The organism is Lelliottia nimipressuralis, from assembly GCF_004402045.1.
Taxonomy (GTDB): domain Bacteria; phylum Pseudomonadota; class Gammaproteobacteria; order Enterobacterales; family Enterobacteriaceae; genus Enterobacter; species Enterobacter chinensis.
The window spans coordinates 39305-65135 of the sequence record NZ_SOMG01000015.1; the positions used below are offsets into that span (position 1 = coordinate 39305).

Here is a 25831-nt window from a genome sequence, read left to right on the forward strand (position 1 = left end):
CTCCTTTTTTGTTAAAAGATAACTCTCATTTATAGATAATAAAAACATTTCTCTTTTTCATTTACCTGCTCTTATTTTTCACTACTATTATCCTCTCGCCATTATTGACACCCATCCGGTATTTATATCCAGGGAGGAGTTTGGCTATGTCAATGTATAAGTATCCGCTTAATCAAAATGTCCTTGAGGCAGCGACAGAGCGCATTACCTGGGCTCTTGAGCATTTACCCAGAGTCTGTGTGTCGTTTTCTGGGGGAAAAGATTCCACCATCATGCTCCATTTAACGGCCCGGCAGGCCCGAAAAATGGGAAAGAAAATTCATTTACTCTTTATCGACTGGGAAGCACAGTTCACCTGCACTATTGAGCATGTGAATAACATGATCGCGCAATACGCTGATGTTATTGAGAAAAGCTGGTGGGTGGCCCTGCCGCTGACCACGCAAAACGCGCTCTCACAATTTCAGCCCGAATGGCAGTGCTGGGAGCCGGGCAAAAACTGGGTTCGTCAGCCCCCCATAGAGGCGGTGACCAACCCTGATTATTTTGACTTTTATCAGCCGGGCATGACGTTTGAAGCCTTTGTCCGCGCCTTTTCTGACTGGTTTGCCCAAAAGCGCCCTGCCGCGATGATGGTCGGCATTCGCGCCGATGAATCCTACAATCGTTTTTTGACTATCGCTAACGCGCGTAAACGACGCTTTGCCGATGACAAACCCTGGACCACCGTTGCCCCGGGCGGCCACGCCTGGTATGTCTATCCGCTTTACGACTGGAAAACCGCCGACATCTGGACATGGTTTGCCAAAACGGGCTCCAGCTATAACCCCTTGTACGACCTGATGTTTCAGGCAGGCGTGCCACCGCGCTATATGCGCATCTGCGAACCTTTTGGCCCGGAACAGCGACAGGGATTGTGGCTTTATCACGTTGTCGAGCCGGACCGCTGGGCCGCGATGTGCGAACGCGCCAGCGGCGTGCGCAGCGGCGGTATCTACGCGGGCCAGGACAATCACTTTTATGGCCACCGTAAACTCCTTAAACCCAACGCGCTCAGCTGGCGCGAGTACGCCATGCTGCTGCTCGACAGCATGCCCCAAACCACGGCGGAACATTACCGCAATAAAATCGCGATTTATTTGCACTGGTATCAGAAGAGAGGCATGGCCGATATTCCCGACACCCAGGAGGGCGATATCGGGGCGAAGGATATCCCGTCCTGGCGACGCGTGTGCAAGGTATTACTCAACAATGACTACTGGTGCCGTGCCCTTTCATTCAGTCCTAACAAACCAAAGCACTATCAGCGCTACAGCGAACGGATAAAGTCAAAACGCAAGGAATGGGGGATCTTATGCAACAACGATTGATTAACGACATGGCGCGCTATCTTCAGTCTCTTCCTGAAGACCAACGCATTGAAGCCATCAACGCCTTTCGCCAGGCCATCCATGAACACAGCCCTTTTCGCGAGCAGCCTGTCGACTGCGTGCTGTGGATCAAACAGGGCGAGATTACCGCTAACGATTACAACCCCAATAACGTCGCACCGCCGGAAAAACGTTTGCTCTGCAGATCGCTGGAGATGGACGGCTTCACCCAGCCCATCGTGGTAACGGAAAGCGACGCTCAGCATTATGAGATCGTCGACGGCTTTCATCGCCACGAAATGGGGTCGAATCGGGCGATATTAAAGCGTCAGCTGAAAGGCTACCTCCCGGTCACTTGCCTGCGTAAAGCGCGGCATAAAAAAGGCGACCGGATGGCGGCGACCATCCGCCATAACCGGGCGCGCGGCCGTCACCAGATTCATGCGATGTCCGATATCGTCCGCGAACTGGTTCAGCTTGGCTGGGATGATGAGAAAATCGGTCAGGAACTGGGGATGGACAGCGACGAGGTCCTGCGCCTCAAGCAGATCAACGGCCTGCTGGAACTCTTTGCAGACCGTCGATACTCGGAAGCCTGGACGGTAAAATAATCAGAGCGCGTTAAGGCGCTCTGCCGCCGCCAGCAGCGTCGATTCCTGTTTCGCAAAGCAGAGGCGAATCAGCTTATGCGGGAAGGGATCGGCGCAAAAAACAGAGAGCGGTATCGCCGCAACGCCCACCTCTTTGGTCAACCACTGGCAGAAGCTGACGTCATCCAGATCGGAAATGGCGCTGTAGTCCACCAGCAGGAAGTAGGTCCCTTCCGAAGGCAAGATCTCCAGACGGCTTTGACTCAGCGCAGACACAAACAGATCCCGTCGTTCACGGTAGAAATGCGGCAGCTCGCGATAGTGCCCGGGCTCCGCACGCAGCATATCCGCCAGCGCCAGCTGGGCAGGCGTATTCACAGCAAACGTCAGGTACTGGTGCACTTTGCGCAGTTCAGCGCTGATGGCAGCCGGCGCTACGGCGTAACCCACTTTCCAGCCGGTCATATGATAGGTTTTACCAAATGACGACACGGCGATAGCCCGCTCGCGAAGCTGCGGATGGGCCAGCACGCTGGCGTGCCCATCCTTTGCAAAGCAGATATGCTCGTACACTTCGTCGCTCAGGACATAAATTTCACGTTCAGCAATAGCCTGCCACAGCGCGGCAAAATCGGCTTTCTGCCACACCGTAGCGGACGGGTTGTGCGGGGTATTCAGAATCACCAGACGGGTTTTGTCACTCAGCAGTGCGGCGAACGCCTGCCAGTCAGGACGGAAATGCGGTGGCTGTAACGCCACGCGTTTCACCACGCCGCCGGAAAGTTCAACCGCAGGCGCATAGCTGTCGTAGCTCGGGTCAAAGCAGATGACCTCATCACCCGCGCGCACCAGCGCAGTGATGGCCGCATATAGCGCTTCGGTTGCCCCTGCCGTCACCGTGATGTCGGTGTTCGCATCGGGCTTATAGCCATACAGCTCCGCCGTTTTATCCGCAATGGCTTCCCGCAGCGCCAGCACGCCGGTCATCGGTGCGTACTGATTCGCCCCCTGCGCAACGTGGTACGCCAGGCGCTCCTGCAAATATGACGGTCCGTCAAAATCCGGGAACCCCTGCGAGAGGTTTATCGCATTGTGCTGCTGCGCCAGGGCGCTCATCTGCGTAAAGATAGTCGTACCGAGGTTGGGAAGTTTACTCTGCGGAATCAATGCGTTATTACTCATTGTGTTGTGCCTGCTTGTAATACTTATGTTGCTGCCACTATAACACGATGTTAGTCTTTGGCAATCAAGACGCTTAGACGTCTAAACCATATCAATATTCCTGGCCGAGAGGGTAAAAGGAAAATGACAGACAACCTGCAACTCACGCATCTGGTCGACGCCTGCCGCTGGATTGGCGCCAAAGGCTGGGCCCCTGCCACCGGCGGCAACATGTCGGTACGTCAGGATGAACACCTCTGCTGGCTCAGCGAATCCGGTAAAGACAAAGGCAGCCTGACAACGAAGGATTTTCTGCAGGTGGAGATCGCCACCAACCGTGCACCGTCTGGCCGCACGCCCTCGGCGGAGACCGGGCTGCACACCCTCATTTATCGTCTGTTCCCGGAGGCCAATGCCGTCCTGCACGTTCACACGGTGAACGCGACGGTGCTGTCACGTCTGGTGAAAGAGGCTGAACTGAACATCAGCGGCTTCGAGATGCAAAAATCCCTCACCGGGCAGACCACGCATCAGGATACGGTGGCTATCCCGGTGTTTGATAACGACCAGGATATCGACGCCCTCGCCTCGCGAATCGCCCATTACGCCCAGGAACGCCCGCTTAATTATGGTTTTCTTCTGCGCGGTCATGGCTTAACCTGCTGGGGACGCGATGTGGCCGAAGCCCGCCGTCATCTGGAAGGACTAGAATTCTTATTTGAATGCGAAATGCGTTTACGACAACTGGAGAGAGTATGATTCGCGCGATTGTGACGGATATTGAAGGGACCACCAGCGATATTCGTTTTGTCCATGACGTTTTGTTCCCCTACGCGCGTGAGCGACTGGCGGCTTTTGTTACCGCCCAGCAGTACGCCGAGCCGGTCAAATCCATTCTGGACAACCTGCGTGAAGAAATTAACGCTCCACACGCCAGCGTCAGCGACCTTATCAATACGCTGTTCACCTTTATGGATGAAGATCGTAAATCCACGGCGCTGAAGGCCCTTCAGGGAATTATCTGGCAGGACGGCTACGTGAACGGCGACTTTACCGGCCACCTCTACCCGGACGTGCTGCCAGCGCTGGAAAAATGGAAAGCGCAAGGCATTGATCTCTATGTTTATTCCTCTGGCTCCGTCGCTGCGCAGAAACTGTTATTTGGCTACAGCGACGAAGGTGATATTACTCATCTGTTCAGCGGCTATTTTGATACCCACATCGGCGCCAAGCGCGAGGTGCAGTCTTATCAGAACATTGCGGCACACACGGGCATTGCCCCGTCGCAGATCCTGTTCCTGTCGGATATTCATCAGGAGCTGGACGCGGCTGAACAGGCAGGTTTTCGCACCCTGCAGCTGATTCGCGGTGATGATGACGGCGCAAGCCACCACCATCAGATCCACCAGTTTGACGAGATTAACCCGGAGCAGATCCCTTCATGAGCGCATTGACTATTTATTCTGATAAAGACGCCAGTCAATACCAGTGGCACAGCACCAACGCCGCCGAAATCGCCCAACAGCTCAACGCCAAAGGCGTGCGGTTTGAACGCTGGGCGGCCGATCGCGATTTAGGCCAGGATCCTGCACCAGAGGCAGTGATCGAAGCCTATCAGCATGCTATCGACAAACTGGTCGCAGAAAAGGGTTACCAGAGCTGGGACGTGATCAGCCTGCGCGCAGACAACCCGCAGAAAGAAGCGCTGCGCGCAAAATTCCTGAACGAGCACACCCACGGCGAAGATGAAGTGCGCTTCTTTGTAGAAGGCGCGGGATTGTTTTGCCTGCACATTGGCGATGAGGTGTATCAGGTCCTGTGCGAGAAAAACGACCTGATTTCCGTGCCGGCGGGCACGCCGCACTGGTTTGATATGGGTTCAGAGCCGAACTTTACCGCCATTCGTATTTTCGATAACCCGGAAGGCTGGGTGGCCCAGTTTACCGGTGATGCGATTGCGGATGCGTATCCCCGCCTGGCCTGATCCTTTCTCCCTCTCCCTGTGGGAGAGGGCTGGGGTGAGGGCATCAGCGCGCATTACCCCTTCAATCCCTTCACGTACCCCACCAGCTGATCCAGCACAATGCCCCACCCTTCGTGAAAGCCCATCTGTTCATGCTGCTCGCGGATGTCCTTCGTTGGATGGCGCGCAATCGCCGTATAGCGGGTCTTCCCCTCCCCCACATCTTCCAGCAATAAAATCGCCGTCATAAACGGCTTTTCGGCCGGTTTCCAGCCTTCGGTATAACCGTCGGTAAAGACCAGCTTTTTGCCGGGATCGATTTCAAGGAAGACACCGCGGTTATCCATCCGCTGACCGTCTACCTCAAAGACGGTGTTGAACCGCCCGCCCACGCGGAGATCGAGGTCGCACTCGGTCACCTTATGGGGAGCAGGAATGAAGAAGTTTTTGATATGTTCCGGCGTGGTCCAGCACAGCCACAGCAGGTCGCGCGGGGCATCCACCACGCGCTCCAGTTTTAAGTCAGTTTCAGGATCGAGCGTCACGATATTGTCCTCTTAAGGGAACCCCTTAAAGGATAGCCGGACTCAGGCGAATTTCCCGTTTGCCACCTCTTGCGGCGTGACCACGCCCGTATCCAGTACCCAGCCGCTAATTAGCGAGGCAGGCGTGACGTCAAAGGCCGGGTTATAGACCCGTGCGTTCTCCGGTGCCCATTGCACCGCGCCAAAGCTTCCCGCCACGCCCGTCACTTCGCTGGCCGCACGCTGCTCAATCGGGATCGCGTCGCCGTTCGGGCAATCCGGGTCGAGCGTGGTATGCGGCGCGGCGACGTAGAACGGAATGCCGTGGAATTTCGCCAGCACCGCCAGCGAGTAGGTACCAATTTTATTCGCCACGTCGCCGTTAGCGGCAATTCGGTCTGCGCCCACCCATACGGCGTCGACCTGTCCTTTTGCCATCAGGCTGGCAGCCATGGAATCGGTGATGAGCTGATACGGCACGCCCAGTTCGCCAAGTTCCCATGCGGTCAGCCTGCCCCCCTGCAGCAGCGGACGGGTTTCATCCACCCAGACGTTGCTGACGTTTCCTTCCTGATGCGCACGGGCAATAACGCCCAGGGCGGTACCGACGCCCGCGGTTGCCAGCCCGCCGGTATTGCAGTGGGTGAGCAGGCGGCTGCCGGGTTTGACCAGCGCGCTACCGGCTTTCGCAATCGCGTCGCATAGCTGTTTATCTTCGTCAATCAGACGCAGCGCTTCTGCAGTCAGTGCCGGAACGAAATCTTCCTGCCACAACGCTAGCTTCATGCGGTCGAGGTTGTTCATCAGGTTCACGGCCGTGGGGCGAGAGGCGCGCAGGGTGTCCAGCGCCACGGCCAGCTCGTCGCGGCTTTTACCGCTTTCCGCCAGCAGCGCCAGCAGCAGGCTTGCAGAGAGACCAATCAGCGGCGCGCCGCGCACCCGCAGGGCGTGAATATGCCCCACCAGCGCCTCTACGGTAGAGGCGTCCAGCCAGCGTTTCTCCTGCGGAAGGGCCTGCTGGTCGAGAATAAAGAGCTGGTTTTCCGTCACCCGCAGGCTGGTCGTCTGTAATGTCTGCATGTCGTTAATTCCCTGTTGCGTTGTTGTAGCACATTGTGTCAGGATGAAATCCAGATGTATAGACGTCTACATGTCTTTATTAGCAAACCCGTGAGGAACAGGCCATGTCGCAATACCGTACCTTTACCGCCCAGGACGCCGTGGAATATGCAAAGCAGTTCGGCGGCCTTGACGATCCTTCATCGCTGGTGGAGGCGCAGGAGGTGGGCGACGGTAACCTCAATCTGGTGTTTAAAATATTCGACAGCGCAGGCGTGAGCCGCATCATCGTTAAGCAGGCGTTGACCTACGTGCGCTGCGTCGGCGAGTCCTGGCCGCTGACGCTGGACCGCGCCCGTCTTGAGGCGCAAACGCTGGTCGAGCACTACCAGCATAGCCCGCAGCACACCGTGAAAATCCACCACTTCGATCCTGAACTGGCGGTGATGGTGATGGAAGACCTCTCCAGCCATCGCATCTGGCGCGGCGAGCTTATCAACAACATTTACTACCCGCAGGCGGCGCAGCAGCTGGGCGAATACCTCGCTCACGCGCTGTTTCACACCAGCGATTTCTACCTGCACCCGCACGATAAAAAAACGCAGGTGGCAAAATTCATCAACCCGGAGATGTGCGAGATCACCGAAGATCTGTTCTTTAACGATCCGTACCAGATCCACGAGCGCAACAGCTACCCGGCCGAGCTGGAAAACGATGTTGCCGCCCTGCGCGACGACGTCCAGCTGAAGATTTCCGTGGCCTCCCTGAAGCATCGCTTCTTCTCGCACGCCGAAGCACTCCTGCACGGCGATATTCACAGCGGTTCGATTTTCGTAGCCGACGGCAGCCTGAAGGCCATCGACGCCGAATTCGGCTACGTCGGTCCGATTGGCTTTGACGTGGGCACCGCCATCGGCAACCTGTTGCTCAATTTCTGCGGCCTGCCGGGACATCTGGGCATTCGCGATGCTGCCGCCGCACGCGAGCAGCGCCTGACCGATATTCAGGAGCTCTGGAACACCTTCGCGGAACGCTTCCAGGCGCTGGCAAACGAAAAAACGCGCGATGCGGCGCTCAGCGTACCGGGCTACGCCTCCGCGTTTCTGAAAAAGGTCTGGCACGATGCCATCGGCTTCTGCGGCACCGAGCTGATTCGCCGCAGCGTGGGGCTTTCTCACGTGGCGGATATCGACACCATTCAGGATGACGCCATGCGCCACGAATGCCTGCGCCACGCCATTACGCTCGGCAAGGCGCTGATTGTTATTGCCGACCGTATCGACAGCGCGGAAGAGCTGGTCGCGCGGGTGCGTCAGTACAGCTGAGTGCCGGCTTTGTGCCCGGTGGTGCTGCGCTTACCGGGCCTACGATTCGAATGTAGGCCGGGTAAAGGCAAAGCCGCCACCCGGCAAAAACTCACCCCAGATACTCAATCACCGACAACCCGCCGTTATAATCCGTGCTGTAAATAATTCCCTGCGCATCCACAAATACATCGCACGACTGGATCACCTGCGGGCGATTCGGCCGCGTGTCCATCATTCTCTCCGGCGCGGCGGGCACCAGCGCACCGGTTTCAACCGGGCGATACGGATTGGAAATGTCGTACGCCCGCACGCCTGCATTCTGGTACGTGGCAAAAATCAGCGTTGAGCTGACAAAGCTCCCCGGCCGGTTTTCATGCAGGTTATGCGGCCCGAAGTGCGCGCCTTTCGCCACGTAGTCGATTTCATCCGGCTGCGGGAAGGTAGAGATGCTCACCGGGTTCGCCGGCTCGCGAATATCAAACAACCAGATCAGCTTTTCACCGTCTTCCTGATTGTCGAGCACCGCTTCGTCGAGCACTACCAGCAGGGAGCGGTCCGGCAGCGGCAGAGCGGTGTGCGTCCCACCGCCAAACGGCGGGCTCCAGTTGCGATGGCTAATCAGCTTCGGCTGCGTGCGGTCTTTCACGTCCAGCAGCGTCAGCCCGCCGTCGCGCCAACTGCCGTACGCCGTATCGCCGGCGATAATCGCGTGGTGCAGCGCGTAGCGTTTCCCTTCCGGCCAGTCCGGCTGCTCGCCCTCGGCCTGGTTCATGCCCGGCAGCCACCACCGCCCTGCCACTTCAGGCTTGCGCGGATCGGCCAGATCGATGGTCAGGAAAATGTAGTCGGTAAAACCGTCGATCAGCGCCGAGACATACGCCCAGCGCCCGCCGACGTACCAGATGCGGTGAATGCCAATGCCGCTGAGTGACAGAAAGCCAATTTCGCGCGGCTTATCCGGCGTGGAGATATCAAATACCCGCAAGCCCGCGCTCCAGCCTTTACCCTGCACGTCGCTGACGGTCTCGCCCACCTGCCGGGTGTAGTAGACCTTCTCGTCGGCAAAGCGGGCATCGGCAAACAGATCCCGGGCGTTGATCACCAGCAGCAGATCGTCATGCGCCTGGAGGTGCACGTTCCAGGTGCCGGGCGGCGCGGGCACATAGCCCACGGGTTTCGGGTTTTTCGGGTCGCGCACGTCCACAATGGAAAAGCCCTGCGACACCATATGGCCGATATAAGCAAAACCGCGGTGCACCATCAGCTGCACGCCGTCAGGGCGACCGCCCTGGTCGCTATGGCCAATCAGCCGCATATTGCGGCTGTATTCAGGGGTGGGTAACTGAGACACCTTATACTCCTTTCGCCCGGTGGCGCTGCGCTTACCGGGCCTACAGGTGCGAAATGTAGGCCGGGTAAGGCGCAGCCGCCACCCGGCTTGGTTTTATTTATTTTTCGCTTCCAGCGTCGCAAACCACGGGGCGATAAAATCTTCGGTCTGGCCCCAGCCCGGAATGATTTTCCCCAGCGACGCGACGTTCACCGCGCCCGGCTGGGCGGTCAACAGCGCCTGCGGAATGGCCGCTGCTTTGAAATCGTAAGTCGCTGGCGTGGCTTCCCCGGCAATCTTGTTCGCCACCAGACGCACGTTGGTCGCACCAATCAGCTTCGGATCCACCGCCACGCTCACCTTCCACGGGCTGCCCGGTTCGCGCATCAGCTGCAGATCCTGGTTGGAGATGTCGATGCTGTAGAGTTTGATCTCGGTGCGGCCGTTCTCTTTCAGCGCCTTATAGGCCCCCTGGCTGAAGGCGTCCCAGGTGCCCCAGATGGCGTCAATTTTGCCTTTCGGGTATTTCGCCAGGATCGCGCCCACCTTGTTGGCGGTGTCACCCTGCACGTCAGACGAGACCGCGCCGATAGACTCCAGCTCTTTGATGTCCGGATACTGCTTTTGCAGCTCTTTATAGGCAGCCTGACGACGCTCCATCGGCGGGAAGCCGGCGACCCACAGCTTGACGATATTGGCTTTGCCGTTGAAATCTTTCGCCAGCTGGCCAAAGGAGAGATTCGTCAGGGAGGCATCGTCCTGCTGGGTAACGGTCACGCCCGGGATCTCGCCGTTTACGGCGGTATCAAATACTGCAACTTTAATCCCGGCATCCACCGCCTTCTTCACCAGCGCGGTGGAGTACGGATCGCGCCCCTGAGAGAGAATAATCCCGTCATATTTCTGGCTGATCGCCTGGTTGACGAAGTCCTGGAATTTGGCATCGTCCCCGTTGCTTAAAAAGGTGCTGACCTTAAAGCCGAGCTTCTTCCCTTCCTGAATCGCCCCGGCAATAAACTGCGTGGTGTTGTCGTCGGATCCAAGGTTACGGATCACCGCGATGCGGATCGGGCCGTCGTGGTTCGCAATAACTGCCGGAACCGGTGCAGGCGTGGCCGCAAAGCCTGGCAGTGAAGTGAGTAACCCAAGTGCCACCAAAGAGAGTGCAATCTTTTTCATTTTTTATCCCGTTGTGTTGTCAGCGTTTTTGTATGTAAGTAATGGCCAGCGCCGCAGCGAGCACCAGCCCTTTTATAATGTCCATGGCGTAATACGGTACGGAGAGCATCACCAGCCCGTTCGACAGCACGCCAAGAATGATCGCCCCGACCAGCGTTCCCAGCGCGTTCGGCTTGCCGGATCCGGCCAGCGAGAAGCCAATCCAGGCCGCTGCTACCGCATCCATCAGATACCCGCCGCCCGCATTCACCTGCGACGACCCGATGCGCGACGCCAGCAAAATCCCGCCCAGGCCCGCCAGCAGCGAGGCAATCACGTAGGCCGCTACCTTGTAGCGCGTGGTGCGTATCCCGGAGAGGCGCGCTGCTTCCGGGTTACCGCCAATGGCGTACATCCGACGACCATGAGTAGTGAGCGACAGCCCAAGCTGCGCCAGAATCGTCACCACCAGCATGATGATGACGATGGTCGGCACCTGCCCCAGCAGGCTGAACGCCGCCGGAATGGTGCCTTCCGCCATGTCGCCGCTCGGCAGCACCATGTTTTCGGTAATCGACCCGCCGTAGCTGTAGGTCATTGCCACGCCCTGGATCACAAACAGGCTGGCAAGCGTCGCGAGCATGTCCGGAATACGCAGGATGACGATCAGAAAAGCGTTAAACAGCCCCACCAGCGTGCAGAGCGCGAGGGTGATAAGGATCGACTCAGTGGTGCCGAAGCCGTGCCAGACGAACAGCGAAATCACCAGCGCGTTCGCCAGCGACGCCGTTGACCCCACGGAGAGATCGAACCCGCCGATGGTCAGCGAAATCGACACGCCGATAGCAATCACCGTCACGATGGCAATCGAGCGCAGAATATTGATGATGTTGTTCGGATCGAGGAAGCTGTCCGACGCCAGGCCAAAAACGGCCACCAGCGCGACGACGGTCAGCAACATGCCCCACTTGTAGAGAAAATCGAAAATCTGCTGGCGGCCAGACGCCGCCGCGTTCACTGAAAGGGCCTTGCTCACGGCGCCGTTCCTCCGGTTGAATAATAAAGTAGTGTCTCTTCACGGGCCTCGGCCCCGGCGATTTCCGCCACGATACGCCCGTCCCACAGCACGCAGATGCGGTCGCACAATCCCACCAGCTCGGCAAATTCCCCGGAGGCGTAAATGACCCCTTTGCCCTCGCGCGCCAGGCCGTCAATCAGCTGGAACAGGTCGGTTTTGGCTTTCACATCCACGCCTTTGGTCGGCTCGTCGAATATCAGCACGCTGGCGTCATTGCGCAGCCATTTGCCGATGGCGACTTTTTGCTGGTTACCGCCGGACAGACGGCGCAGCACCTGGCCTGGGCCGCGCGCCCGAACGCCGATGCGGGCAATGACCTCCTCCGCCCAGCGCCACGCCTGACGATGGCCGAAGAGGCTCCAGCGCGAGAAGCTGTTATCCGCCGTCACCGCCAGGTTCATGCTTACCGGCTCGTCGATAAAGATGCCCTCTTTGCGCCGCTCTTCCGGCACCAGTGCCAGCCCACGCAGCACGGAATCCGCCGGGTCGCGCGGTTTCCAGGGCTGATGATTCAGCTCACCGCGCGCCACGCGGCTTTTGCTGGCGCCAAACAGCGCCTTGCAGAGTTCGGTTTTACCCGCGCCCGCCAGCCCGGCGATGCCGAGAATTTCGCCTTTGCGCAGGTGCAGGGAGATATCTTTCAGCAGCGCGTCGTCGTGCAGCCCCTCCACGCGCAGCAGCGTTTCGCCGCCGTGCGGAGGGCGCGCGGGCGGGTAGATATCGCTCAGCACGTGGCCGAGCATTTTCTCGACGATGACCTCGCCGCTGAGGTCCGCCATCGGGCCGGACTCAATCAGCTTGCCGTCGCGCAGCACCGTCAGGGTGTCGCAGATGGCTTTTAGCTCGTGAATACGATGTGAGATAAACACCACGCCGATGCCCTGCTGCTTTAAGCGTTTTACTACGGCAAACAGACGTTCGCTTTCGTGCGCATCCAGCGGCGCGGTGGGCTCATCGAGAATTAAAAAACGGCAGTGGTGGGACAGCGCCCGCGCCAGTAAAATCTGCTGCTTTTCGGCAAGCGAGCAGCTGTCGATAACGCGACGCACGTCCAGGGAGACGTCCAGCTGCGACAGCGCCTGTCTCGCCTGCTGACGAACGGTGCGCCAGCTGAAGCGGTGCCCCGGCTGCGCCAGCCTGTCGAGCATGATATTTTCGGCAATGGTTAACCCCGGGATCAGCGCCACGTCCACTTCCTGCTGAACCAGATGGATCCCCAGCCGTTTGGCGTCCAGCGGTTCACGAATGCTCACCGGCTGGTTGTTAATGCAGATTTCACCCTCATAGTGGTCATGCGTTCCGCACAGCACCGCCATCAGCGTCGATTTCCCCGCGCCGTTGGCGCCGGTCAGCGCATGCACGGAACCGCCGGTTAAGGTGAAATTGACGCGCGACAGTGCCTGAAAGCCGGAAAAGGCCAGGCTGATACCACGCATCTCAAGGCGACTGGAAACCATCCGCGTAAATCCTTCATTACTCTTCTGATTTATCGAATTTTTCACAGCTCCGGTTGACTGACAACGACGGAAAAGGCATAAGATAAAGCGAAATATTATTAGCCATCCGGATGTCCAGACATAACATCGGGTTAGCGCTTCCCTAAAAAAGGACACCTTCATGAGCAACACCGACATCCGCGTCGTTCCCGGCCCGGCGAACTATTTCTCTCATCCCGGAAGCCTTGCGCGTCTGCATGACTTCTTTACCCCGGAACAGCTTTCCCGCGCGGTGTGGATTTACGGCGAGCGCGCCATCGAAGGCGCGCGCCCTTTCCTGCCGGAGAGCTTTAACACCCCGGGCGCAAAGCACCTGTTGTTTAAAGGCCACTGCAGCGAGCGCGACGTCACCCACCTGGTGAACGAAGCCGGCAGCGGTGCGAGCGTGGTGATCGGCGTTGGCGGCGGCGCGGTGATGGATACGGTGAAAGCCGTGGCGCGTCGTTTAGGTGTTCCGTTCGTGGGTATCCCCACCGTGGCTGCCACCTGTGCGGCGTGGACGCCGCTCTCCGTCTGGTACAACGATGCCGGTCAGGCGCTGCAGTTTGAGATATTCGACGACGCCAACTTCCTGGTGCTGGTGGAGCCGCAAATCATCCTCAACGCGCCAGCGGAGTATCTGCTGGCGGGAATTGGCGATACGCTGGCGAAGTGGTACGAAGCGGTGGTTCTCGCGCCGCAGCCTGAAAACCTGCCGCTGACCGTGCGTCTGGGCATTAACGGCGCGCTGGCGATCCGCGACGTGCTGCTGGAGCATAGCGAGGAAGCGCTGGCTGACCAGCAGCGTGGCGAACAAACCCAGGCGTTCAGGGACGTGGTGGATGCCATTATTGCCGGTGGCGGGATGGTCGGCGGGCTGGGCGAACGCTATACGCGCGTGGCGGCGGCGCATGCGGTGCACAACGGCTTAACCGTGTTGCCGCAGACGGAAAAATACCTCCACGGCACCAAGGTGGCCTACGGCATTCTGGTGCAAAGCGCCCTGCTCGGCCAGGACGACGTGCTGGGCCAGCTGGTCTCGGCGTATCGGCGTTTTAACCTGCCGACCACGCTTCGCGCGCTGGAGGTCGACATCCATAACCGCGACGAACTGGATAAGGTTATTGCCCACACCCTGCGCCCGGTGGAGTCGATTCATTATCTGCCGGTGACGTTAACGCCTGAGGTTCTGCGCGCGGCGTTTGAGAAGGTGGAATACTTCAGCCGTTAATCGCCCCGACCGTCTATACCTAATGATGATTCTCATCACTCTCGCAACGAGGTCATCATGCAGATCGATTTAACTGGTAAGAAGGCGCTGGTTACCGGCGCCAGCCGTGGGTTGGGTCGTGCTATCGCACTGTCGCTGGCAAGCGCCGGTGCCGACGTGGTTATTACGTATGAAAAATCAGCCGACAAAGCCCAGGCGGTTGCCGATGAAATAAAGGCGCTTGGGCGGCACGGTGAAGCGGTGCAGGCCGACAGCGCCAGCGCGCAGGCGATTCAGGATGCCGTCACCCATGCGGCACGCTCTCTCGGCGGGCTGGACATTCTGGTCAACAACGCCGGGATCGCGCGCGGCGGCCCGCTGGAGTCCATGACGCTGGCGGACATTGATGCCCTTATCAACGTCAATATTCGTGGGGTGGTCATCGCCATCCAGGAAGCGCTGGTGCATATGTCCGACGGCGGACGCATCATTAACATCGGTAGCTGTCTGGCTAACCGCGTGGCCATGCCGGGCATTGCCGTTTACTCAATGACGAAATCCGCCCTCAACTCCCTCACCCGCGGCCTGGCGCGCGATTTAGGCCCACGCGGCATCACCGTTAACCTTGTTCACCCAGGACCGACAAACAGCGATATGAATCCGGAGGACGGGGAACAGGCGGAAGCCCAGCGCCAGATGATTGCCGTCGGTCACTACGGCCAGCCGGAAGACATCGCGGCGGCGGTCACCTTCCTTGCCAGCTCGGCCGCCGGGCAGATCTCCGGCACAGGGCTGGACGTGGATGGCGGTCTGAACGCCTGATCGCACATTTTCTGCAAGCCTCTGTCGCCTGGCAGAGGCGTTTTCGAGCCGCCTCGACGGTTTGAGTTTTGCCTCTTACCTGCGTTTTTTCTCCGCTCTACAGTACCCCATAAGAAATTCGGAATTTATCTAATAGCCTTATTATTTCCTTATATTTTGTGTGGGCGTACAGTGGAGGTACGGATGAAGATTGTCTGGTCAAAGAATGCAAAGAAAGAGTTTTCCAAGATCGATTGGCCGATATCAGCGAAGAATCAAAGCAAAACTTGCTGAGCTGGACGCTCGCTCAGCTCCCCGGCCCGATATCAAAAAAATATCGGCAACAGAAAATCATTTCCGGCTACGCGTTGGCGATTACCGCATTCTGATTACACTTCGGGACGATCCCGATAATCATTGTTATGTTTTGGCCGTCAAGCGCAGAACATCAACGACCTACCTTCACGAGGAGAAAGCCCCCTATGGCTGTTCAGCTAATTAAGGACGATGACGGAAAAGCGCAGTACGTCGTTATTCCCTATGATGAATACTTTCGTATGTGCTTACAGATGGCAGAAATTGACGACGAAACCGATGATGATCTAGAGGATATTGAAGTCGAACACGATTGTTATGATGACGTAGGATTACCTGGCGAAGTGTGCGACGTCATGCATAACGAGAACGTCAGCCTGCAGGCCGCGTGGCGCATTCTGCGCGGCATGTCCCAGCAGGAGGTGGCGGAGAAACTCGGCATCAGCCAGTCTGCCGTGTCACAGCTAGAGGCGCTGGACTCCCGTCCGCAAAGGCGCACCCGCGAAAAACTGGCGGCCATTTACGGCTGTAAGCAGGAGCAGATCAGCCTCTATTTACCGAAAGAGGGTTAACAGCACTTCGCCCCGCCCTTGCCGCCGTAGCGCGCGTCCTGACGATCGCGGAAAAATTCTTCGTACGTCATTGGCGTCTGGTCCGGATGGTTAACCCGCATATGCTCGACGTAGTTGTCGTAGTCCGGCACGCCAATCATCATTTTGGCGGCCTGGCCTAAGTATTTACCTGCTTTAGAGAGGGTGTCGAACATCTTTCAGGTCTCACAGGTTATGTAGGCCGGGTAAGCGCTAGCGCCACCCGGCTTACCGGTTAATGTGCCCCTTTCGCCTGGGTCACGATTACATCCAGGTTCTCAGGCATTGGCTCGTACGGTGTCTCTTTCGCCGTCGGCTTGTCTTCTTTCAGTGCCGCCAGCGCGGTCTTCAGAGAATACAACGCCAGCACCACGACCACCACCATAAAGAAGATGGTCAGCCCGGCATCCAGACGGTTGTTAAACACCAGCTGTGACAGCTGTGATTCCGTATACTGCGCCGGGATCTTGCCGCTGTCGATCATCGCCTGGAACTTGTTGGCAATCGCCAGGAAGCCCACCTTATTGTCCGGGCTGAAGGCTTTCTGCCAGCCCGCGGTCAGGGTACAAATCAGCAGCCACGCCGTTGGCAGCAACGCCACCCATGCATAACGCTGGCGCTTCATCTTGAACAGCACCACCGCGCAGAGCATCAGCGCCATGCCTGCCAGCATCTGGTTGGCGATACCGAACAGCGGCCACAGGGTGTTAATCCCACCCAGCGGATCCACCACGCCCTGATGCAGGAAATAGCCCCACGCCAGCACGCACAGCGCCGTTGCCAGCAGGTTAGCCGGGAGCGAATCGGTACGCTTCAGGTTCGGAGAGATCACGCCCAGCAGGTCCTGCAGCATAAAGCGCGCCGCACGGGTGCCCGCATCCACCGCCGTCAGGATAAACAGCGCTTCAAACAGAATGGCGAAGTGATACCAGAACGACACGTCCATCAGCCCGCCCAGCGCGCCGTGGAGAATGTAGGCCATGCCCACCGCAAGCGTAGGCGCCCCGCCTGCGCGGGAGATAATCGACTGCTCGCCCACCTCATTCGCAATGCTGGTTAACGTGTCTGGCGTAATCGCAAAGCCCCAGCCGCTCACGACCTGTGCGGCAGACGCCACGACGTCAACGGTGCCGGCCGGGGCCAGTACCGCCATCGGGCTGTTCATCGCGAAGTAGACGCCCGGGTCGATGATACAGGCGGAGACCAGCGCCATGATGGCCACGAAAGACTCCATCAGCATGCCGCCGTAGCCAATCAGGCAAGCCTGATTTTCATTCGCCAGCATCTTCGGCGTGGTGCCGGAGGCAATCAGGGCGTGGAAGCCCGACACCGCACCGCAGGCGATGGTGATAAACAGGAACGGGAACAGGTTGCCGGTCCAGACCGGGCCGGTGCCGTCGATGAATTTAGTCAGCGCGGGCATGGTCAGGGTCGGGCGCATAATCAAAATGCCAATCGCCAGCCCGACGATGGTACCAATTTTCAGGAAAGTGGAGAGGTAGTCGCGCGGGGCCAGCAGGAGCCACACCGGCAGCACTGCCGCCACAAAGCCGTATCCCACCAGCATCCAGGTGAGCTGTACGCCGGTGAAGTCGAAGAACGGTGCCCAGGTCGGGCTTTCTGCTACCCAGCCGCCGGAGATAATGGCGAACACGAGGAACACCAGGCCAATCACCGACACTTCACCAATGCGGCCCGGACGCAGATAGCGAATGTAGATCCCCATAAACAGCGCCAGCGGAATGGTAAAGGCAACGGTATACGTCCCCCATGGGCTGTGGGTCAGCGCTTTCACCACGATCATCGCCAGCACCGCAAGGATGATCACCATGATCATAAAGGTCGCCACCAGCGCAATAACCCCGGCCGTTGCCCCCATCTCCTCTTTCACCAGCTCGCCCAGCGAGCGACCGTCGCGGCGGGTGGAGACGAACAACACCATAAAGTCCTGCACCGCGCCCGCCAGCACTACGCCAGCGAGGATCCAGATCATCCCCGGCAGGTAGCCCATCTGCGCCGCCAGCACCGGCCCCACCAGCGGACCCGCTCCGGCAATCGCCGCAAAATGGTGACCGAACAGCACTTTTTTATCGGTCGGAACGTAGTCCAGCCCGTCGTTATGACGAACAGCGGGCGTCATGCGCGTGGCATCAACCCCTAAGACGTTCTTCGCGATAAAGCGGCCATAAAAACGATATGCGATCAGATAAATGCAGACGGAGGCGACAACGATCCACAGCGCGTTGATCTGTTCCCCCCGGTTGAGGGCGATATAGCCCAGGGCAAAGGCTCCCACAACGGAGAGCCCTGCCCATATAAGGTATTTCCCTGAGTTGTTCATCGTGGTTATCCGTTGTTATGAAACAGTGAGATGTTACATTTTGTTTCTAGAACAACCGCTAAAATTTAACAACTTTGAAACGCAATAATGTGTGGTCAAACCAGAGATTTACACCACATTGTTAACCCGATCACTTCCTGGACTCACGCTTTGGTTTTATAGACCGGGTAAGCGCAGCGCCACCCGGCAATCCGGCACGTTCTAACCCAACACCATCGTACTCAACCGACACGTACAGCACCGCCGTCCCTGCTCGTCGAAGACCACAATCTCCCAGCTCTGGCTGGAGCGCCCGACATGCAGCGGCTGGCATACTCCGCGCACCTTGCCGTGCGACACCGCGCGATGATGCGTGGCGTTCAGCTCCGTGCCCACCACGCTCTGCCCGTCCCGGGTCATCAGATACCTGGCCATCGAGCCGAGCGTTTCTGCCAGCGCCGCGGAGGCCCCGCCGTGCAGCAGGCCAAACGGCTGGTGGGTACGCGCATCCACCGGCATCTCCGCTTCCAGCGTGTCGTCACCGAGGCGGGTATAGACAATGCCGAGATGCGCCACCAGGGAGTTCAGGCTGGTCGCGTTCAGCTCCTCGAGCGGTAAGTGACGTTTCCAGATCATTTACGCCCCCAGCGTGGAGCCGCCGTCCACCACGATATCCTGCAGGGTAATATGGCTGGCGGCATCGGAGGCGAGGAACAGCACCGTGCTGGCAATCTCCTGCGGACGGGCGATTTTTCCGAGCGGAATACCGAGCTTAAACTGCTCGCCAAAGCCGCGGATGCGCTGCTGCTCCGCATCGTCGCTTTTCCACAGGGTGCGCTGCATGTCGGTATCCGTTGAGCCGGGCGACACCAGATTACAGCGCACGCCGCTGCCCGCCAGCTCCAGCCCGACGGTCAATGCCAGGCTTTTCAGCGCCGCTTTCGACGCGCCGTAGGCGCTCATGCCGATGCGCGGCGTGTGTGCCGCATCTGACGCTACCGTCACAATCGCGCCGCCCTGCTGACGACGGAACTGGCCCATCGTCTGCTGGAACAGGTTAAACGCGCCGCCAACGTTGACCGCGAAGGTCTGCTGCCAGTCCTCCTGCGATAGCTGGTCGGTTGCCCCCATACGCAGGATCCCCGCCGCGTTCACCAGCACGTCCAGACGCTCAATCGTGCCGAGCGCGCGGCCGCACACCTCGCTGACCTGCACATCATCCGCCACGTCCAGCGTTTCGGTGGTAAACGGATAATCCCCCAGCGGAAACGCCAGATCGAACCCGGTCACCTGCGCGCCCGCCTCAGCGAACGCCAGCGCCGTCGCGTAGCCAATGCCTTTACCCGCCCCCGTCACCCAGACGGTTTTACCGGTGAAATCAAATCCCATTACTTCACCTCGCGAGAGAGCAGCGCCCACCAGGCGTCGAGGGTGGGATTTTTGGCCAGCATCACGAAGTCGATATCGCCATGCACTTTGCGCCAGCGGGCGGCCAGGGCCATCATGCGCACCGAGTCCAGACCGTAGTCGATCAGGTTTTCGTCATCCATCGGCTCATCGGACTCGTCCAGCAGGGGCAGGATCATCTCACGCAGCGCGGCCTTTGAGGCCGGAACCGACGGCAGCAGCTCGTCGGTCATCACCACGCGGCCAGAGCGCCCGGCCACATAGCTGAGGGACATCAGATGCTCGTCGCGGGTGAAATCCGCCAGCGCGTCGGCAATAAAGAACGGTTTGATGTCGCGCATAAACGCATCGGTGGCGGTGGTCATGCAGCCGATGTGGGCGTAAACGCCGGTAATCAGCAGCTGGTTGCGGCCCGTCTCTTTCAGCATCTGCTCCAGCGGCGAGCGGTGGAATGCGCTGTAGCGCCATTTCACCAGCACGGTGTCGGCTTCATCCGGCGTCAGTTGAGCGACGATACGCTGCTGTTCCGGCGAGCGGGTCAGGCCCGGCCCCCACATGTCGTTGAGCAGGGCGCGGTCTTCGTCGCTCTGCTCTTTCGGCTGGGCGGTGTAGTAAACCGGAATGTTATGTTCTTTGCAGTACGCGCGCAGTCTGGCGATGTTCGCCACCACCTGCTGCATCATCGCGCTATTTTCGCCCCAGAAGTTCAGGAAGTATTCCTGCATATCGTGGATCAGCAGCGCGGCACGTTCAGGCTCAAACGCCCAGTTCACTTTGCTGGTCGGCAGCTCTGCGGCGGTTGGCAGCGCGTAAGCGGTTAATTTTGGAATGGCCATACTCTGTTCCTCAGCCCCGGGCGCGTTCAGCAAGCCACAGGCGCAACTGTTTCTTATCAACTTTGCCGACCGGCGTCAGCGGGAGCGCATCCACGCTCTCCACGCGGTCCGGTAGCTTGAATTCGGCAACGCCCTGCTCGCGCAGGAAGCGACGCACCTCGACCGCGCGCAGGGACTGTTTCACCACCAGATACGCGCAGCTCTTCTCGCCCAGCAGGCTGTCTTCCATACTCACCAGCGCGGCGTGGATCACCGCCTCGTGGCGCAGCAGCAGGTTCTCGATCTCCTCGGCGGCGATCTTCTCGCCACCGCGGTTGATCTGATCTTTCTCGCGCCCCTGCACGGTGATGTAACCCTGCTCGTCAATGGCGATCAGATCGCCGGAGCAGTAAAAGCCGTCGGCGTCGAAGGCGCTGGCGTTGTGTTCCGGGCTGTTGTAATAGCCGCGAAAGGTATAGGGCCCGCGCGTCATCAGACGCCCGACCTCCCCGCGTGGCAGCGGGTTGCCGTGCTCGTCCGCCACCCACACTTCGTCGTCCGGGCACATCGGGCGCCCCTGGGTGTTGATGATGCGTTCCGGCGTATCGTCGAGCGCGGTGTAGTTCACCAGCCCTTCCGCCATGCCAAACACCTGCTGCAGCTGGCAGCCAATCTCGGCCGGAATACGCGCCGCGAGCGTGGCGGAAAGGCGTGCGCCGCCCACCTGCAGCAATTTGAGGGACGTTAGCTGCGCGTTGCCCGCCCCGTCGGCGATGGCCTGCAGCCACAGGCTGACCGCCGGGGGAACCAGCGAGGTGACGGTAATCTGATGCTGTTCAATCAGCGGGAAGCAGAGCGTGGCGCTCGGGTCGTTTGCCAGTACCACGCAACCGCCTGCCCTAAAGACGCCTAACGACCCCGGCGAGCTCATGGCGTAGTTATGCGCCGCGGGCAGCGCGTTCAGATAACGCGTTTCGGCGGTAATGCCGCAGATTTCGTTGCTGCGGCGGATGCTGTAGTCGTAATCATTATGCGTACGCGGGATAAGCTTGGGCGTGCCGGTGCTGCCGCCGGAAAGCTGGAAAAACGCCACTTCGTCGGCGGGCGTCGGGTTGGCAATAAAATTGTCTGCCGGGCGCGCGATCGCGGTTTCCAGCGCATGCTCGCCCCTGTCGCCGCGCAGCAGGACGACGCGTACCGAACGGTGTTCATCCACGAAAGCATTGAGGAAATCATCGCCCGCGAACAGCGCGTGGTCGCGATCGGCAATCAATACAGCGGGTTTGATTTGCGTGGCGTAGGCATTCAACTCGCTGCGCTGGTGGCTGAAGAGCGCGTTGACCGGTGCGACGCCAATTTGCAGCAGCGCGAAGAAGGTGATGTAGAACTCGGCTACGTTGCCAAGCTGCACCAGCGCCGTCTCGCCGCGCTGAAGCCCGCGCGCCTGAAGGGCAGACGCCAGGTTGTTAACGGCCTCATTAAACGCGCGGTAGGTCACACGACGTTCGCCGTCGATAATTGCCACCGCATCGCTGTCCGCGCGATCCGTCAGAATGTGGGTTAACGGCAAATCCTGCCAGTAGCCTTTTTCACGGTAGTACCGGGCGAATTCCTCGGGCCAACGGGTAAAGGTAATGGTCATGAGTCTTCCTTAGTGCAAACCAAAAACGTTGAGCATGGTGGAAAGCTTCACACCGGTTTCGCGCCACTCGCCCACCGGGGAGGAGGCGGGCACAATGCCCGCACCGGCAAACAGGCGAACGCTATTTTTATGCAGACGCGCGCAGCGGATGGTCACCACCCACTCACCGTTGCCTTCGCTGTCGCACCAGCCGACGATACCGCCGAACAGCTCGCGGTCGAACGGCTCAAGCTCGGCAATCAGATCTTTTGCCGCCTGATGCGGGAAGCCGCTCAGCGCTGGCGTCGGGTGCAGCAGGCAGGCCAGGGTCAGGGCGTTCTCGTTTTCACGCGCTTCCCCTTCCACGGGCGTCGCCAGATGCCACAGCGTCGGCGTGGTGATGAGCTGCGGAGAGTCAGGCATGCTGAGATGATGGCTCCGGGGCGCGAGAATGGCTTTCATCGCCTGGGTCACAAGGTCATGCTCGTGGCGGTCCTTTTCGGAAGCCAGCAGCTTGTTGCCCGCTTCACGATCCAGCACGTCGTCCGGCTGGCGGCGCGCCGAGCCCGCCAGCGGCAGCGAGCTAAAGTGCGCGCCCTCTTTGCGCAGCAGCAGCTCCGGGCTTGCCCCCAGCAGCACCCCGCCGTCTTCCAGCGGCACGTGGAAGTTGAAGCTCGCCGGGTTCTGGGCGATCAGCCGCTCTAACAGGGCACCGCTATCCATATGTTTGTCGGTCGCGATATCAATCAGGCGCGACAGCACCACCTTGTTCACCTGAGGCGTGGCGGTGAGCGACGCGGCGCGAGCGACCATCTCTTCGAACACGGGCTGCGGCGGGATCTCAGTGCGTTGTTCCACCTTCAGCGCCTGCGAGCCGGTGAAATAGCGTGCGGACTGCTGACGTGCTGGACGGGAAAAGGTCTGCCAGCGTTGCGGAATAAACAACGATGAGGGCTTGCGGGTATCGAACGGGATCGCCCCCACCATCACCGGGTGAGCAATGCCGCTGGCTTTTGCATTCCGGAAGGCCTGAGCTAATTTCTGCTGGAAGTGACCTGCCGGATCGTCGCCGCCGACGGCGGGTTCATTGAAGCGGGCAAAACAGCCGGACGTGGTAAAGCTGCGGTAAGGCGACATAAAGAAAAAGCGGTCTGATTGCAGCGTGGTTGCGGTGTGCTGAACTTCCTCAGCCAGGGACGTATCCATATCATCCTCCTCAAATGATAAAAGAAGCAATAATGATTATCATTTATATTTTCGTCGGCTAACCTAATCCCACATCGCTTCGCTGTCAACCGTCGGGCAAATAACTTGTGTGACAAAAACTTGCATCCCTTCGCGGCAACCATGAAAATGAGAAGCATTATCTTCAACAAAAACAGGATACCGCGCTGTGAAATTCCCTGCCGTTTGCCGTACTCCCCTGCTTTTAATCGGACTTTTTGTTTTAGGACTTACTTCAGCCTCCGCTGCCGACTGGCCCCGTCAGGTCACCGACAGCCGCGGCGTGCATACCCTTGAGAGCAAACCGACGCGCATTGTCTCCACCAGCGTGACCTTAACCGGCTCCCTGCTGGCGATTGACGCCCCGGTCGTCGCCAGCGGTGCAACCGCGCCGAACAACCGCGTGGCGGACGCGCAGGGCTTCCTGCGCCAGTGGGGTGATATTGCGAAACAGCGCAAGGTCGCGCGACTGTACATTGGCGAGCCGAGCGCCGAAGCGGTCGCGGCCCAGATGCCTGACCTGATTTTGATTAGCGCCACCGGCGGGGATTCCGCCCTGGCGCTGTACGACCAGCTCTCCGCCATCGCCCCGACGCTCATCATCAACTACGACGACAAGAGCTGGCAGGCGCTGCTCACCCAGCTGGGCACCATTACGGGTCAGGAAAAGCAGGCCGCAGAGCGCATTGCCGCCTTTGATAAACAGCTCTCGCAGGTGAAACAGCAGATGAAACTACCTCCGCAGCCGGTGAACGCCATCGTCTACACCGCCGCCGCGCATTCAGCCAACCTGTGGACCGCAGAATCGGCTCAGGGCAAGCTTTTGCACCAGCTGGGCTTTACGCTGGCGGAGCTTCCTGCCGGGTTACAGACCTCGAAAAGCCAGGGCAAACGCCACGACATTATTCAGTTAGGCGGTGAAAATCTGGCGACGGGACTCAACGGCGAAGGGCTGTTTGTGTTTGCCGGCGACCAGAAAGACGTGGATGCGATTTACGCCAACCCGCTGCTGGCGCATCTGCCGTCGGTGAAGAACAAGCGCGTCTGGGCGCTGGGAACGGAGACGTTCCGCCTGGATTATTACAGCGCGATGCTGGTGTTAGACAGATTGAATACGTTGTTCAAGTAGGTATTTTCCCTCCCTCTCCCTGTGGGAGAGGGCCGGGGTGAGGGCATCAGGCCGCACCGTCGTTCAACACACTCTCCTGCCTGAACCGACGCAATTCCGCTAATGCGACCAACAAAATCCCACCAACCATCGCCAGTACAAACCCGCTGCTGCTCGCCGACGCCACCGGGGTCATTATCGCCCCCAGGCCGCCGAGGATCGCCGCGCCAATGGCATCGCCAGTGACGTTCTGCGCGGTCCACAGGCCGTTGATGCGCCCGAGCATTCCTTCCGGCGTCTGGGTCTGGATCAGGGTGTACTGCAACAGCGAACTGATGGCGCTCAGCCAGCCGAAAATCACCAGGCACAACACGCCCAGCGCCCACACCGGCATCAGGCTAAAGAAGCCAATGGCGATAAACGAGGCCAGCGTGGCAAGCAGCATAATCAACCCCGGCCGTGCGCTTTGCGCCAGGTTGCCGCTGGTCAGCGCCCCGCACGCCGCGCCGAGCGGAATGGCGGCGTAGAGAATGCCAATCTCCGAGGCGCTCATCTGCCACTCGCCCGCTAACGCCGGGTAAAGCACGCGCACCGCGCTCGCCATGGTCAGCAGGCCGCCGAGCAGCGCAATGCCGCCAATCAGCGGGTTGCTGAACAGAAAACGAATAGCGGCCATCAGCGATTTCAGCGGATGCTCGCGCGGCTGCGGCGGAGGTGGCAGGAGCGGCAGGCGCAGCAGCGTCAGCGTGGTGATAAAGGTCCCCGCCGCCGCCAGCCCGTAGTTCCACGCCACGTTGCCCGTCGCCAGCAGCAGGCCGCCGACCATCGGCGAAATCACCGATCCCAGACGCACGGTGAGCATGGTAATGGCTCCCGCCTGCATCAGGTTTTCGCGCCCGACCAGCGCGGGCGTGGCCGCCAGCAGCGCCGTCACGCCTAGCGAGGCAAAGAAGCCGTCCCACAGGCCAAGGACGTAAATGGCGATCAGCGACGGCTCCGGCAGCATGGCGTTCAGACACAGCCCGATAAAGCCCACTCCGCAGGTGCCGCGCGCCAGCAGGATCAGCTTTTTACGCTCGTAACGGTCCGCCAGCACGCCGCCGATCATCAGGCCGATAAACATCGCGCCGCCGGTTAAGGTGACGGATAACCCCACCAGCCAGCTGGAGTGCGTCATGGTCTGGATCTGTACCGGCACGGCCACGCCAAGCAGGCCAAGGGATAAAATGGAGATAAAGCGAGCGATAAAAACGGCGCGATACGCCGGGTGCGTTTTGAGCAGGCTGAGGTTGAGCAGCCAGGATTTTTGATTCATGACAAAGCCTTGAGTGTAATTCTACCCATTCCATGGACGCACATGCTAACATAGCCAAATAAGATAGATAACGATAATCACTATCATTAT

Annotated in this window: 25 protein-coding genes and 1 pseudogene; 11 read left to right on the forward strand and 15 right to left on the reverse strand. The window is 59.2% G+C overall.

Annotated features, from left to right (window positions below; translation table 11 throughout):
* Nucleotides 1-146: 146 nt before the first annotated feature.
* Both E3U32_RS08760 and E3U32_RS08765 read left to right on the forward strand, forming a co-directional pair.
* Nucleotides 147-1370, forward strand: a complete 1224-nt coding sequence (locus E3U32_RS08760; protein ID WP_134348459.1) for a phosphoadenosine phosphosulfate reductase — start codon at nucleotides 147-149, stop codon at nucleotides 1368-1370.
* A complete protein-coding gene (locus tag E3U32_RS08765) occupies nucleotides 1355-1981 on the forward strand; it encodes an IbrB-like domain-containing protein (protein ID WP_134348460.1) in 627 nt (208 codons plus the stop codon). Before E3U32_RS08760 ends, E3U32_RS08765 begins: the two co-directional genes overlap by 16 nt.
* Here the strand turns inward: E3U32_RS08765 and E3U32_RS08770 are convergent, their stop codons facing one another.
* Nucleotides 1982-3142, reverse strand: a complete 1161-nt coding sequence (locus tag E3U32_RS08770; protein WP_134348461.1) for a pyridoxal phosphate-dependent aminotransferase — start codon at nucleotides 3140-3142, stop codon at nucleotides 1982-1984. It abuts the gene before it with no gap.
* Nucleotides 3143-3265: 123 nt separating this feature from the next.
* Between E3U32_RS08770 and E3U32_RS08775 the strand changes: the two genes are divergently transcribed.
* Genes E3U32_RS08775 through E3U32_RS08785 form a run of 3 tightly spaced genes read left to right on the forward strand, consistent with a single transcriptional unit; the run spans nucleotide 3266 to nucleotide 5105 of the window.
* The gene (locus tag E3U32_RS08775; protein WP_134348462.1) at nucleotides 3266-3880 is read left to right on the forward strand and encodes a methylthioribulose 1-phosphate dehydratase; all 615 of its coding nucleotides are present in this window, start codon (nucleotides 3266-3268) and stop codon (nucleotides 3878-3880) included.
* Entirely contained in the window at nucleotides 3877-4566 is a 690-nt protein-coding gene (mtnC, locus tag E3U32_RS08780) for an acireductone synthase (RefSeq protein ID WP_134348463.1), read from the forward strand. The genes E3U32_RS08775 and mtnC overlap by 4 nt, the downstream gene beginning before the upstream one ends.
* Nucleotides 4563-5105 carry a 1,2-dihydroxy-3-keto-5-methylthiopentene dioxygenase gene (locus E3U32_RS08785; protein WP_134348464.1) on the forward strand — a complete coding sequence of 181 codons (543 nt, stop codon included), beginning with the start codon at nucleotides 4563-4565 and terminating at the stop codon, nucleotides 5103-5105. Before mtnC ends, E3U32_RS08785 begins: the two co-directional genes overlap by 4 nt.
* 53 nt (nucleotides 5106-5158) lie before the next feature.
* Here E3U32_RS08785 and E3U32_RS08790 read toward each other — a convergent pair whose 3' ends face one another.
* Both E3U32_RS08790 and mtnA read right to left on the reverse strand, forming a co-directional pair.
* Nucleotides 5159-5629, reverse strand: a complete 471-nt coding sequence (locus E3U32_RS08790) for an SRPBCC family protein (protein ID WP_134348465.1) — start codon at nucleotides 5627-5629, stop codon at nucleotides 5159-5161.
* 42 nt (nucleotides 5630-5671) lie between these two features.
* Entirely contained in the window at nucleotides 5672-6688 is a 1017-nt protein-coding gene (gene mtnA, locus E3U32_RS08795) for an S-methyl-5-thioribose-1-phosphate isomerase (RefSeq protein WP_134348466.1), read from the reverse strand.
* A gap of 104 nt (nucleotides 6689-6792) precedes the next feature.
* On the opposite strand from mtnA, the gene mtnK reads away from it, so the two are divergent.
* Complete coding sequence (gene mtnK, locus E3U32_RS08800; protein ID WP_134348467.1) at nucleotides 6793-7992, forward strand: S-methyl-5-thioribose kinase; 1200 nt, start codon at nucleotides 6793-6795, stop codon at nucleotides 7990-7992.
* Between the two features lie 91 nt (nucleotides 7993-8083).
* On the opposite strand, the gene E3U32_RS08805 is transcribed toward mtnK, so the two are convergent.
* From E3U32_RS08805 to E3U32_RS08820, 4 genes are all read right to left on the reverse strand, one after another.
* Nucleotides 8084-9325 carry an LVIVD repeat-containing protein gene (locus E3U32_RS08805; protein ID WP_208527908.1) on the reverse strand — a complete coding sequence of 414 codons (1242 nt, stop codon included), beginning with the start codon at nucleotides 9323-9325 and terminating at the stop codon, nucleotides 8084-8086.
* Between the two features lie 93 nt (nucleotides 9326-9418).
* A complete protein-coding gene (locus E3U32_RS08810) occupies nucleotides 9419-10483 on the reverse strand; it encodes a sugar ABC transporter substrate-binding protein (RefSeq protein WP_134348468.1) in 1065 nt (354 codons plus the stop codon).
* 19 nt (nucleotides 10484-10502) lie between these two features.
* A complete protein-coding gene (locus E3U32_RS08815; RefSeq protein WP_134348469.1) occupies nucleotides 10503-11498 on the reverse strand; it encodes an ABC transporter permease in 996 nt (331 codons plus the stop codon).
* Nucleotides 11495-12997: a sugar ABC transporter ATP-binding protein gene (locus E3U32_RS08820; RefSeq protein ID WP_134348470.1), complete on the reverse strand. Its 1503-nt coding sequence runs from the start codon at nucleotides 12995-12997 to the stop codon at nucleotides 11495-11497. The genes E3U32_RS08815 and E3U32_RS08820 overlap by 4 nt, the downstream gene beginning before the upstream one ends.
* Before the next feature lie 160 nt (nucleotides 12998-13157).
* On the opposite strand from E3U32_RS08820, the gene E3U32_RS08825 reads away from it, so the two are divergent.
* From E3U32_RS08825 to E3U32_RS08840, 4 genes and pseudogenes are all read left to right on the forward strand, one after another.
* Nucleotides 13158-14246: an oxidoreductase gene (locus E3U32_RS08825; RefSeq protein ID WP_134348471.1), complete on the forward strand. Its 1089-nt coding sequence runs from the start codon at nucleotides 13158-13160 to the stop codon at nucleotides 14244-14246.
* 57 nt (nucleotides 14247-14303) lie between these two features.
* Nucleotides 14304-15047: an SDR family NAD(P)-dependent oxidoreductase gene (locus E3U32_RS08830; protein ID WP_134348472.1), complete on the forward strand. Its 744-nt coding sequence runs from the start codon at nucleotides 14304-14306 to the stop codon at nucleotides 15045-15047.
* A gap of 183 nt (nucleotides 15048-15230) precedes the next feature.
* Nucleotides 15231-15528, forward strand: a pseudogene (locus E3U32_RS23750) (type II toxin-antitoxin system RelE family toxin).
* Nucleotides 15509-15913 (forward strand): helix-turn-helix domain-containing protein, encoded by a 405-nt coding sequence (locus E3U32_RS08840; protein WP_134348473.1) that lies wholly within the window; start codon nucleotides 15509-15511, stop codon nucleotides 15911-15913. Before E3U32_RS23750 ends, E3U32_RS08840 begins: the two are co-directional and overlap by 20 nt.
* Here E3U32_RS08840 and E3U32_RS08845 read toward each other — a convergent pair.
* The 7 genes from E3U32_RS08845 to entC all read right to left on the reverse strand — a co-directional run bounded on the left by E3U32_RS08845 (nucleotide 15910) and on the right by entC (nucleotide 23300).
* Nucleotides 15910-16107, reverse strand: coding sequence for a YbdD/YjiX family protein (locus E3U32_RS08845; RefSeq protein WP_006809671.1), 198 nt, complete (start codon nucleotides 16105-16107; stop codon nucleotides 15910-15912). The genes E3U32_RS08840 and E3U32_RS08845 overlap by 4 nt on opposite strands.
* A 59-nt stretch (nucleotides 16108-16166) precedes the next feature.
* A complete protein-coding gene (gene cstA, locus E3U32_RS08850) occupies nucleotides 16167-18272 on the reverse strand; it encodes a pyruvate/proton symporter CstA (RefSeq protein ID WP_134348474.1) in 2106 nt (701 codons plus the stop codon).
* 201 nt (nucleotides 18273-18473) lie between these two features.
* Complete coding sequence (gene entH / locus E3U32_RS08855) at nucleotides 18474-18887, reverse strand: proofreading thioesterase EntH (protein ID WP_134348475.1); 414 nt, start codon at nucleotides 18885-18887, stop codon at nucleotides 18474-18476.
* Nucleotides 18888-19640, reverse strand: coding sequence for a 2,3-dihydro-2,3-dihydroxybenzoate dehydrogenase EntA (gene entA, locus E3U32_RS08860; protein ID WP_134348476.1), 753 nt, complete (start codon nucleotides 19638-19640; stop codon nucleotides 18888-18890). It abuts the gene before it with no gap.
* On the reverse strand, nucleotides 19640-20494 hold the full coding sequence (locus tag E3U32_RS08865; RefSeq protein ID WP_134348477.1) for an isochorismatase: 855 nt from the start codon (nucleotides 20492-20494) through the stop codon (nucleotides 19640-19642). The genes entA and E3U32_RS08865 overlap by 1 nt, the downstream gene beginning before the upstream one ends.
* A gap of 10 nt (nucleotides 20495-20504) precedes the next feature.
* Nucleotides 20505-22115, reverse strand: coding sequence for a (2,3-dihydroxybenzoyl)adenylate synthase EntE (gene entE, locus E3U32_RS08870; RefSeq protein ID WP_134348478.1), 1611 nt, complete (start codon nucleotides 22113-22115; stop codon nucleotides 20505-20507).
* A gap of 9 nt (nucleotides 22116-22124) precedes the next feature.
* Nucleotides 22125-23300, reverse strand: a complete 1176-nt coding sequence (entC, locus tag E3U32_RS08875) for an isochorismate synthase EntC (RefSeq protein WP_134348479.1) — start codon at nucleotides 23298-23300, stop codon at nucleotides 22125-22127.
* 187 nt (nucleotides 23301-23487) lie between these two features.
* Between entC and fepB the strand changes: the two genes are divergently transcribed.
* A complete protein-coding gene (gene fepB / locus E3U32_RS08880; RefSeq protein WP_134348480.1) occupies nucleotides 23488-24447 on the forward strand; it encodes a Fe2+-enterobactin ABC transporter substrate-binding protein in 960 nt (319 codons plus the stop codon).
* Nucleotides 24448-24493: 46 nt separating this feature from the next.
* Here fepB and entS read toward each other — a convergent pair whose 3' ends face one another.
* Complete coding sequence (entS, locus tag E3U32_RS08885; RefSeq protein WP_134348481.1) at nucleotides 24494-25741, reverse strand: enterobactin transporter EntS; 1248 nt, start codon at nucleotides 25739-25741, stop codon at nucleotides 24494-24496.
* Nucleotides 25742-25831: the final 90 nt, after the last annotated feature.